Genomic DNA, 2,710 nt, shown 5'->3' with positions numbered 1-2,710 from the left:
GCAAGGAAGCGGGCGAAAGCGTCCAGCTTTCCGACCCGTTGAGCGGCGAGGCGTCGGGCGAGGCGGCCAAGGACGGCATCACCAAGATCAAGGTCAACAACACGCTGCGTCGCGTCATACGCGATGCGTTGGGCACGCTGACGCTCGGCGCCAAGGACCCGGCCGTGCGTGTTGCCGCCGCAGACACCATGTTCAAGACGCCCGACGCCGCAAACATCGGACCGCTCGACACGGCAATCGCCAGTGAGACCGTGGCCAGCGTCAAGGCGCTGCTCGAACAGGCTCGTGCCGCCTCCGTTCTGGTCTCCGACCGGCCTGAAGCCGACAAGCTCGCTGCAATTGCCCTGATCGGCGCGCGTGGCGACCGCGATGCGGTTTCCCTGCTCACCTCGGTCGAGGCGAATTCCACCGACGCGGTCAAGCAAGCGGCGACGACCGCAATCGCCAACATCAATTCGACGCTGGCCTTCTGGGATGCCGGGCAGAACATCTGGTACGGCATCTCGCTGGGCTCGGTGCTGCTGCTGGCGGCAATCGGCCTTGCCATCACCTTCGGCGTCATGGGCGTCATCAACATGGCGCATGGCGAGATGGTCATGCTCGGCGCCTACACGACCTTCGTCGTCCAGCAGGTGATCCGCACCTCCTTTCCCGGCCTGTTCGACTGGTCGCTGGTCATTGCGCTGCCGCTCGCCTTCCTCGTTGCGGCCCTGGTTGGCCTGATCATCGAGCGCGGCGTCATCCGTTTCCTCTATGGCCGGCCGCTTGAAACGCTGCTGGCGACATGGGGCGTCTCGCTGATCCTGCAACAGGCCGTGCGCTCGATCTTCGGGCCGACCAACCAGGAGGTCGGCAACCCATCCTGGATGTCGGGCTCGTTCAATCTCGGCCAGTTGGCGATCACCTGGAACCGGCTGTGGATCCTGGTTTTCGCGCTCGCTGTCTTCGGCATCCTGCTCTACGTGATGAAGCGCACGCCCTGGGGCCTGCAGATGCGCGCCGTCACCGCCAACCGGCGCATGGCCGCCTCGATGGGCATCAGGACGCCATGGGTAGACGCGCTGACCTTCGCGCTCGGCTCCGGCATTGCAGGCATTGCCGGCGTCGCGCTCAGCCAGATCGACAACGTCTCGCCCAATCTCGGTCGCGGCTACATCATCGACAGCTTCATGGTCGTCGTCTTCGGCGGCGTCGGCAATCTGTGGGGCACGCTGGTCGGCGCCTTCTCGCTCGGCATCGTCAACAAGTTCCTCGAGCCCTATGCGGGCGCGGTGCTCGGCAAGATCGTCGTGCTGGTGCTGATCATCCTGTTCATCCAGAAGCGCCCGCGCGGCCTATTCGCGCTCAAGGGCAGGGCGGTGGAAGCATGATCACGGGACGCTTCTTTGCCGCCGGCGCGGACCGCCGCATCGCCATCACGATCTTCATCCTGCTGGCGGTGGCCGTCCTTGTGCCGCTGCTCAACCTTGCGGTGTCTCCCACCAGCGCCTTCTACGTCCCTTCCTACATCGTCGCGCTCACCGGCAAATATCTCTGCTATGCGCTGCTCGCCTTGGCGCTTGACCTGGTCTGGGGCTATTGCGGCATCCTCTCGCTCGGTCACGGCGCCTTCTTCGCGCTCGGCGGCTATGCGATGGGCATGTATCTGATGCGGCAGATCGGTTCGCGCGGCGTTTACGGCAATCCCATCTTGCCCGACTTCATGGTGTTCCTGAACTACAAGGAATTGCCCTGGTTCTGGTACGGTTTCGACCATTTCTGGTTCGCCGGCCTCATGGTGCTCGCGGTGCCCGGCCTGCTCGCTTTCGTCTTTGGCTGGTTCGCCTTCCGCAGCCGCGTCACCGGCGTTTATCTCTCGATCATCACCCAGGCGATGACCTACGCGCTGCTGCTTGCCTTTTTTCGCAACGACATGGGGTTCGGCGGCAACAACGGCCTGACCGATTTCAAGGATATTCTCGGCTTCAACGTGCAGGCCGACGCGACGCGTTCGGCGCTGTTCGCGGCCAGCGCCGTGATGCTCGCGCTTGCCGTGTTCGTCACCTGGGCGATCGTCGGCTCCAAATACGGCAAGCTCCTGATGGCGGTGCGCGATGCCGAGAGCCGCACGCGCTTCCTCGGCTGGCGGGCCGAGAACGTGAAACTGTTCGCCTTCACCGTCTCGGCTGTCATGGCCGGCATAGCCGGCGCGCTCTACGTGCCGCAGGTCGGCATCATCAATCCGGGCGAGTTCGAGCCGGCCAATTCGATTGAAGTCGTCGTCTGGGCGGCTGTCGGCGGGCGCGGCACCATCGTCGGACCGATCATCGGTGCGCTGCTGGTCAACGCCGGCAAATCCTGGTTCACCGGCGTGCTGCCGGAGTTCTGGCTGTTTGCACTGGGCGGGCTGTTCGTCGCCGTCACGCTTTTGCTGCCCAAAGGCATCATCGGCATGTGGGACAGTTGGCGCGGCAACGCCAAGGCGTTGCGGGCAGCTTCGATTGCCGAGGAAGCCGGCAGCGACCCCGACGTTCCGCCGCCGGCGAAAATCGTTCGCAGCGAGGCGAGAAAGCCCGGCGACTGGTCAGCCAGCAACCCCGAACCGCAGCCGGCGGAGTGAGCGACCATGTCAAAGTCGAACACGATCCTTTATCTCGACGGCGTCTCGGTCTCCTTCGATGGTTTTCGCGCCATCAACAATCTGTCGCTGGTGCTCGACAAGGGTGAGATG

At 64.2% G+C, this 2,710-nt stretch carries 2 protein-coding genes and 1 pseudogene; all 3 read left to right on the top strand.

The window, feature by feature from the left end:
* The coding region (gene urtB / locus EN939_RS28730) for an urea ABC transporter permease subunit UrtB (protein WP_127271082.1) at positions 1-1,370 on the top strand (1,370 nt) is incomplete at its 5' end.
* Positions 1,367-2,599 carry an urea ABC transporter permease subunit UrtC gene (gene urtC / locus EN939_RS28725; protein WP_127271080.1) on the top strand — a complete coding sequence of 411 codons (1,233 nt, stop codon included), beginning with the start codon at positions 1,367-1,369 and terminating at the stop codon, positions 2,597-2,599. The genes urtB and urtC, both read left to right, overlap by 4 nt.
* A gap of 6 nt (positions 2,600-2,605) precedes the next feature.
* Positions 2,606-2,710 (top strand): annotated as a pseudogene (locus EN939_RS28720) (ABC transporter ATP-binding protein); the annotation flags it as partial.

The sequence above is a fragment of the Mesorhizobium sp. M7A.F.Ca.CA.002.05.1.1 genome (assembly GCF_003998335.1).
Lineage (GTDB): Bacteria > Pseudomonadota > Alphaproteobacteria > Rhizobiales > Rhizobiaceae > Mesorhizobium.
This window is presented reverse-complemented; position numbering and strand designations above follow the sequence as displayed.

Bases quoted from the DNA above. Each gene is read 5' to 3' on its own strand.
- urtC (WP_127271080.1), top strand. From the start codon at position 1,367: ATGATCACGGGACGCTTCTTTGCCGCCGGCGCGGACCGCCGCATCGCC.